This is a genomic window from Chitinophaga sp. (genome assembly GCF_036569125.1).
Classification (GTDB): Bacteria; Bacteroidota; Bacteroidia; order Chitinophagales; family Chitinophagaceae; genus Chitinophaga.
This window is the reverse complement of sequence record NZ_DATCRF010000330.1, coordinates 1-7,106: the sequence shown is the minus strand read 5'-3', so window position 1 is coordinate 7,106 and position 7,106 is coordinate 1. Positions and strand designations below refer to the sequence as shown.

General features: G+C 49.5%; 5 protein-coding genes. All 5 read right to left on the bottom strand.

What is annotated here, in order from left to right:
* A partial coding sequence (locus VIM87_RS12210) for a hypothetical protein (RefSeq protein ID WP_331997263.1) occupies positions 1-405 on the bottom strand: 405 nt, incomplete at its 3' end.
* A gap of 36 nt (positions 406-441) precedes the next feature.
* Positions 442-1,797 (bottom strand): RagB/SusD family nutrient uptake outer membrane protein, encoded by a 1,356-nt coding sequence (locus VIM87_RS12205; RefSeq protein WP_331997262.1) that lies wholly within the window; start codon positions 1,795-1,797, stop codon positions 442-444.
* Positions 1,798-1,961: 164 nt separating this feature from the next.
* Positions 1,962-5,516, bottom strand: a complete 3,555-nt coding sequence (locus tag VIM87_RS12200; protein WP_331997261.1) for a SusC/RagA family TonB-linked outer membrane protein — start codon at positions 5,514-5,516, stop codon at positions 1,962-1,964.
* Positions 5,517-5,551: 35 nt separating this feature from the next.
* Positions 5,552-6,583, bottom strand: a complete 1,032-nt coding sequence (locus tag VIM87_RS12195) for a FecR family protein (RefSeq protein ID WP_331997260.1) — start codon at positions 6,581-6,583, stop codon at positions 5,552-5,554.
* A gap of 135 nt (positions 6,584-6,718) precedes the next feature.
* The coding region (locus VIM87_RS12190; RefSeq protein ID WP_331997259.1) for a sigma-70 family RNA polymerase sigma factor at positions 6,719-7,106 on the bottom strand (388 nt) is incomplete at its 5' end.

The following is a 7,106-nucleotide window of genomic DNA, read 5'->3' as shown; positions in this document are numbered from 1 at the left end:
GCGCAGGAATGCCCAGGCAGCATAAGCGGTAGGCATTTGCCGGCCGTTCTTGTCTGAGATCAATGCGGCATAGGTCAGCTTTCCGCCTTTATCTGTAATACCATTTGCTGTAAAATTGGAAACCATGAATGCAGCGTTGTCCGGCAATAAATATTTTGCTACCCAGCCGGAATCGGTCATCTGCATGTTCAGGTCGTGCGTTTCCCAATTGTTATTCCGGTATAACCAGAGTACGCCGCTTACCGGCGCCAGGCCTTTCAGCGTGGTACTGTCCGGGTTATAGGAAATGGTAATGGAATCGCCTGCGATGGGTCTTTCGGGGTAGAATTTCGTAGCGTGCTGCGCGCCTGCCACACCTGCCAGCAATATTAAAGGCGCTGCCAGGGCCATTTGTAACTTATTCATCTGCGGATCACTTTATATTTTGCTCTATGATTATTGCTATCTCGGGTTTTGTACCAGCGCCGGATTCAGTTGGATATTATACTGCGGTATTGGAAATAAATAGCGGTTGCTGCCGGGGCTTAGGGTGAATGTTTCACCGGTAAGCAGGTTGGTGCGTGTAATGTCTTTTGCAAAACGGCTGTCTGTGAAAAGCCGTTTCTGATCAAACCAGCGTGCGCAGCTAAAGCAAAGCTCCCGCCTTCTTTCCTGCAATACTTTCTGCAGCGCATCATCGGCACTGGTAGCGCTAAGCGGGGTATAATCCGCAGCGGTGAAGCGGGCAGCCCTTAACGTATTTACCGTATTCATAGCATTGCCGGCCTCTCCGGCCCTTGCCTGGCATTCTGCTTTTATTAGCAGCATTTCCGGAACAGAGGGGCCAATATTACGGTTACTGCCGCTTACATTCTCTTTGGCGTATACCCGGTATACGTTACTACCCTGTGTATAGTCCTGGGTAAAATAGCTGTACCTGAGATCCTTCGGATCGTATAAGGCCAGCAGCTCATCACTTAACACCTGCCGGGCGGAATACGCATGGCTGCTGCCGGCTGTTTTGGAAAGAATGATCTCGGGATTATCCGTACGCTGCGGGTAGCTGCTGAGGGTGGGCAGGTTCAGTAAGGTATGCTGAATGGTCAGCGCACTATCTGCATACCCACCGGCATCCTTATAACGGCCCATTTGCAGGTACACCTTTGCCAGTATAGCATAGGCAGCTGCTTTGGATGGATAGATGTTATAGCTGCTCTTTTCCGGTAACGCAGGTATGGCTGCCTGCAGGTCCTGCAAAATATTGTCATATGCTTCTTTCACCGTACCGCGTACTGCTGCTTCCGCTACATCCGGTTGCAATACCAAAGGCACACCCAGGTCAGTGGCCTGTGTGCTTTCATTATATTGTTTGCCATACATGTTCACCAGCATAAAGTAATCATAGGCGCGGTGTACACGCGCTTCTGCCAGCACCTCGCTTTTCAGCTGCACGGTGCCGCCATTGCTGCCCATTACATCCCGTATCACCAGGTTACAGCTATAGTTGGTGGCATATAATACACGCCAGTCCTGATCCGGGGCAAGCGCATCATAATACTGCGCGGCCCACATATAGGCATTGCGGTATTCATTGGAAAGGCTTTGCTGCATACCGGTGTCTTTATACTGTATGTCATCGGAGGTCATGTCCGGCATATCAGCCGACCGTTCCAGGTCCGGACTATTCATCAGGTAACGGAAGTTGATATAATCGCCCGGCGTAAGCGCCCCTTCTGTTTTTATATCGGTGTACTTGCTGCAGCCTGTTACCAGGGCGGCGGTCATCATCATCAGAAAGAATATATTGTTACGTGTCATCTGTTAATATTTATCTCGTAGTTATCTGTCTTCTTATTTGCCTCAATGGATCTCCTTCGTCGATCTGACTTTTTTTAGGGGTCAGATGGAACCTCGCATTAACATGCCTCTGTGTGAGAAAATGTCTCATGCCCGGTTTCATTTAACTGCGTTTTATGGTAAGATCAGAAACCAATGTTCAGGGAAAAATTATAGGAGGCAGAAGGCGGCAGCTTCAGGTTCCTGATGGTTGGCGGAAAATCAGGATCAATGCCGTCGCTGTTCTTGGCCCATAATATTGCCAGGTTCCTGGCAGCTCCTGAAAACGTAATGTTCTTAAAAGGCAGGCCGCGGTACAGGGAGGCAGGCAGCTCATAGCTCAGGGATACTTCCCGCAGCCTGATATGATCGCCGGGCAGCACATTGATGTCTGCATTGGCATATCTTACCTGCCCGGTAATACCATTGCCCAGCAGGCCCGGTACATTGGTAAAGGCCTCATCACCGGGTTTACGCCAGCGCTGCGCCATCAGGTTATTGTAGTCATAGTTCAGAAAGCCGTACCTGCCTGGATATTCACTGGGCACGGGCCGCTGGAAAACATAACCTAATTTATAGGTAGCCATAATGAACAGGGTAAGCCCTTTATAACGGATGGTTTGTGTAAAGCTGCCAAAATAAGGCGGGGCCAGGCGGCCTGCATTTTTAAGATCGCTGATATCTTTGGGCGACTGGTAAATATTCAGCGTATCGCCTTTACCGCCAATGACCAGCGGGCTGCCGTTCTTATCCAATCCCGCGTAGCGGAATACCATCAGGTAATCTGTAGGCAGATCCTTAATGGGACCTCCGGGGCCTCCGCTTTGCAGCAGTGAATTGGTAACGTTATACCGCGCATCTGTTACCTTATTGGTGTTGTAGGAAAATACCAGCCTGGCCGACCATTCAAAATCTTTTTTACGGATGATTGAGCCGCCCAGCGCCAGGTCTATCCCTTTACCATTCAGGGTAGAGGTGTTGCGTGTAAGATTATCAAAGCCCAGCGTATTATCTATCGGGAAAAAGGCAAACAGGTCGGTGCCTTTCTTGTAATAAAATTCCAGGCTGCCGTTCAGGCGGTTGTTAAACATGCCGTAATCCATGCCAATGTTATATACGCCTGTTTGCTCCCAGCGCAGCGCAGGATTGGCGGGTGTGAGGATGCCGGCATAAGGCTGAAAGGGAGCCTGATAGTAAGTTGTTAAATAAAGCTGGTCATATGGCAAAGCATTGGTGCTGATATTACCATTAATACCATAAGTGGCGCGGATGGTAAGGTTATTGAGCCAGGCAGCGCTTTGCATAAAATCCTCTTTGGATAATGCCCAGGCTAAACCTGTGGACCAGAAAGGCCTTGCACGGAATTTCTTGTCGAGCCCAAAGTTGTTATAATCATCATAACGCGCGCTGCCGGATAAGGTGTACTTACCTGAATACGTGTATGAAAAATTGCCCAGGTAGGAAAGGTAACGCCGGCGCTGCGATGAGTAGCTTTGCCCGTTCATTACATTATACAGGTAGCCATCTACGGTTGTATAGGGCGTAACATAATCAACCGGCTTGCTGAACTGCGTTTGCGGGTTGTACCCGTAATAACGGCCGCCGTTCATGTTTTCAATGGTTTGCCGTGCTTCCATACCAGCCAATGCATTCACCTGGTGCTTACCATTAAAATTGCGGTCAAAGTTCAATTGACCGCGCAGGCTGTAGTTATTCTTGGAATAGTCCTGCAGCTCCATAATACCGCCGGTTGGTATGCCGTACACCAGCTTACCATCGCTGCCAATGGAGGTGGCGGCATTCACTATATCGCGGGTATAATAGCTGCTGTCGCTATGAAAATTTTTGCCGTTGGAAATGGAACGCTCCACCATATACTGGGTGGTAAATGACAGTCCTTTATAAATAGGAATGTTCAGCCCCAGGGTGGCGGCGTAATTGCTTTCATTGATGGTATTATCCAGTATGTCCAGCTCATCCAGGTAGTTCATACGCCAGGGCATATAGCCCTGTGCTTCCAGCTGATCGAGCCGGCCGGAGTAATAGGCGCGTGAATAGGATACCCTGTTGCCGTTATCATCTACCAGCTGGTCATACGGCATGAGCGGGTTGGCAGAACGTTGGTATATGCTGGCCCCGGGATCGCCGGAAGTGTAGCGGAACCAGCTGCCGCGCAGGTTGGCGGACAAAGTAATATTCCTGAAAAATTTGAAGTCCTGGTTTACAGACAGGGTCATTCTTTCGCCGGCCGTTTTTTTAGCGCTGGTATTTTCCCGGTCATAGGCGCCGGATACAAAATAGGTATGCCGGTTAGTGCCTCCGTTGATGTTCAGATCATAATGCTGGGTAGATGCCGGGCGTAACAGGTATTTACTCACCTGCTGCCTGGAATCGCGGCCCCTTAGAACGGCAAAGGCAGAATCTTCCTGTGCCTGGGTGACCTCTCCCCGCTTTAAACGGAACATCCAGTCTACTGCCTGGCTGATCGGGCGTTGGTTGGCGGGATAGGTATTCCTCGGGTCTGTGATCATTCTTTTATCTACCAGCTCCTGCTCATAATCGATCATCTGCGCAGCATTCATTAAAGGAAGTGAGGAAAGCCGGGGCTTGCCGTTAAATCCTACGCCGGCAGAAAAAGAAATATGCGGCGCGCCATCATTGATCTTCCCTTTTTTGGTGGTGATCACAATTACACCGGCAGAGGCGCGTGCGCCCCAGATAGAGGCGGCAGCAGCATCTTTCAGAAAAGTGATCTGCTCCACATCCGCCGGGTTAATGGTTCGTATATCCTGCTCCGTAGGAAAGCCGTCTATCACCAGCAGGGGCTTCCTGTTTACATCGGTGCTCATGCTTGAAATGCCGCGGATGGTTACGGCATAGCTGCCGTTGCCTTCCACCTCGCCCCGCAGGTTACCATACACAAAACTGTTATCTGATTCCGTGAGGTTCAGCTGCACGCCGGGCACCTGCCCTTCCAGCCGGTTGATCACATTGGGTACCGGGATCTTTTCCAGGTCTTTCGCCGTTACCACGCCAAATGAGCCGGTGGCGCGCTCTTTGGGCAGGTTCACATAGCCGGTGGATACTACCTCTACCTGTTTCAGCGTACCTACCCTTTCCTTTAAGGTTACATTATAGGTTTTACCGGCATCCAGCATCACATTCCTACTCTCAAAACCAACGCTTGAAAATGACAGCATGGATTCATCGTCCGGGATCTGTATAAAATATTCGCCGTTATCATTGGTAAAAGCCATTTTCTTCGATTCCAGCCCCAGGATAGATACAGCGGGTATGCCCTGCTGCTCAGCATTGGTAACACGGCCGCTAACGGCCCGTGTACCTATATTCGTAACCGTGACCTCTATTTGCCGGGCGCCGGCGGGCTTTTCCATGCTTTTTTTTATCAGCACATTATTGCCCTTTACAATAAAAGTGAGGCCGGTGTTATTGAGCAGCTGTTTTAATGCTTCGCTCAACGGCTGGTTAACACACTCAAACTGCAGGCGGGGAAGGCCTTCCAGGTCCTTTGACTGGTAGCCGAAATATTTTCCCGTTTGCTGCTGCATCTGGCGCAGCACCTCTTTAACCGTAGTGTTATCCAGGTGAAGCGTAACCGTAGCTTCATTCTGTTGTGCATAAGTAAGGGAATAGCCCAGGCATAACACTGCCATTAGCACAGTAACAATCTTTTTTGTCATCTCGTACTCTAGTTGGTTGATTAAAATGTGTGTGGTCAGTAAACTACATAGCCTTCATTGTTCTTTGTGTACCGGGCGTTTGCCAGTTCACATACTACATCCAGCGCATTCTCAATGGATGTGTTCTTCTTAAATCCTGTTGTGATAACCAGGTTGGCCAACCCGGCATTGCTGATCCTTATATTCACCCCGTAAAAGATCTGGAGATCCTTCAGTATATCTTCCAGTGTTTCGTCGTTAAAGCTGATATCGCCTGTTTGCCAGCCGGCGATGGTGGTTCCGCCGGTATTGCGTTGTTCTGCTGCGCCGGTTTGCATAGTCATGCGCAGCTCCTGTCCCTTTATAAGTATAGAGATATCTTTTTCATTTTTTGTGATCCTTACCTTGCCTGTTACCACGGAAACAATGGCCTGGCGGCGATCCGGGTAGGCTTTGATATTAAAGGAGGTTCCCAATACCGTGGTAGACATGCCGCCGGATGAATGGATCACAAAAGGCCAGGCAGCGGCATTGGATACTTCAAAAAAAGCTTCCCCTTCCAGGTACACTTCCCGTTTTTCCGGATCAAAATGGTCCGGGTAACGCAGCTCTGTAGCGCCATTCAGCACAATACGGGTGCTATCTGTTAATACAATGATCTTTTTCTCATGGTTGCCGGTACGGATGCTGGTAAAGGCAGATACTACCTCCACCTTATTACCGGCTGCAGTGCCAGCGGCCAAAGGAGCAGCCGTATGCCGGCGGGTAAGCAGCCAGCCTCCTGCTGTTATTAATAAAAGCAAGGCTGCAGCTGCGGCCCATGTATAGGTTTTAAACCGCGAACGTAAGGGCCGCACTTTCTCCTGTTGGTGCGTTGTACCGGCAAGGTCCATCCGGCCCTGGTTGTTTACATAAGAAGCAGAGGGCGTTTCCTTCCTGATCTCGCTGTAAAGCCCGTCCATTAAGGAGATGATGGTCTCATCCTCCTTATGCACTTCCAGCAGGTCAAAAAATTCGTCCCGTTCCTGCGGAGTACACTTCCCGGAAACGTATAATCTAAACAGGTATTTGAAATGCTCCTTGTCCAAGTAATATGATTTTTTCTTAGATCAGCAATCTGAGATAAGATTAATGAAATCAGAGGCAGATGCTTACTTCCTATTTCATTTCTCACATATGTGACGTTTGAAAAAGGGGGATGTCCTATCGGGATGGAAAAAAATTTAAAAAAGCTTTATTTGCCCGGCTACTACTTTACGGAGGTAGGTGAGCGCGGCGGTGAGCTGGTTCTTTACGGTAGAGGGGGAAATGGCCAGCTCGCGGGCAATTTCATTACGGCTGCGGCCTTCTACCTGGCTTAGCTGGTAAATAATGCGGCGCTGGGGCGGCAGCTGGTTAATGGCTTCTGAAAGGGCAAAGGCATACTCCTTTGCTATGATGGTTTCATAGGTGCGGGATTCCTCCCACTGGTGATCATTGAAATATTCAGCCCGCAGCTTACGGTCTTTGGCCAGCTGGCGCAGCACATCCAGCACTTTGTTGCGCACCATTTTATAGAGGTAGTCCTCCATATTCTTAATATCATCAAACTGGTGGCGGATGGTCCAGAGC

Excerpts from the sequence above, each read along its gene's own strand:
- VIM87_RS12200 (WP_331997261.1), bottom strand. The coding sequence starts at position 5,516 with ATGACAAAAAAGATTGTTACTGTGCTAATGGCAGTGTTATGCCTGGGC.
- VIM87_RS12205 (WP_331997262.1), bottom strand. The coding sequence starts at position 1,797 with ATGACACGTAACAATATATTCTTTCTGATGATGATGACCGCCGCCCTG.